This is a genomic window from Halomonas sp. ND22Bw, from assembly GCF_003011945.1.
Lineage (GTDB): Bacteria > Pseudomonadota > Gammaproteobacteria > Pseudomonadales > Halomonadaceae > Halomonas > Halomonas halophila.
Map to the genome: position 1 here is coordinate 1 of NZ_PXWD01001156.1, position 261 is coordinate 261.

1 pseudogene is annotated in these 261 nt (G+C 70.5%); it reads right to left on the minus strand.

Going from position 1 to position 261, the window contains the following annotated elements:
- Window positions 1-261 (minus strand): annotated as a pseudogene (locus tag CVH10_RS21800) (5-(carboxyamino)imidazole ribonucleotide synthase); the annotation flags it as partial.

Here is a 261-nt window from a genome sequence, read left to right on the forward strand (position 1 = left end):
AGAGCCGGCACGCCTAGGGTCGTCAGGCCAACGACCAGATCGTCCAGCGTATCGACCACGGCGAAGTCCACGGTCGGGGCGCCGACGGCGTTGAGGAAGGTCTTTTCGTCCACCCGGTCCTGCGACACGCGAAGCGCCGTCGGTCCCGGCGCGACGAGGGCGCCGGCCTCGGCCAGACGCTCGATGGATTCGGCCGGCACGTTCTCGAACTCGAAGGTGACCACATCGGCGGCGCGGCCCAGCGCCGACAGGGCCTTGGGG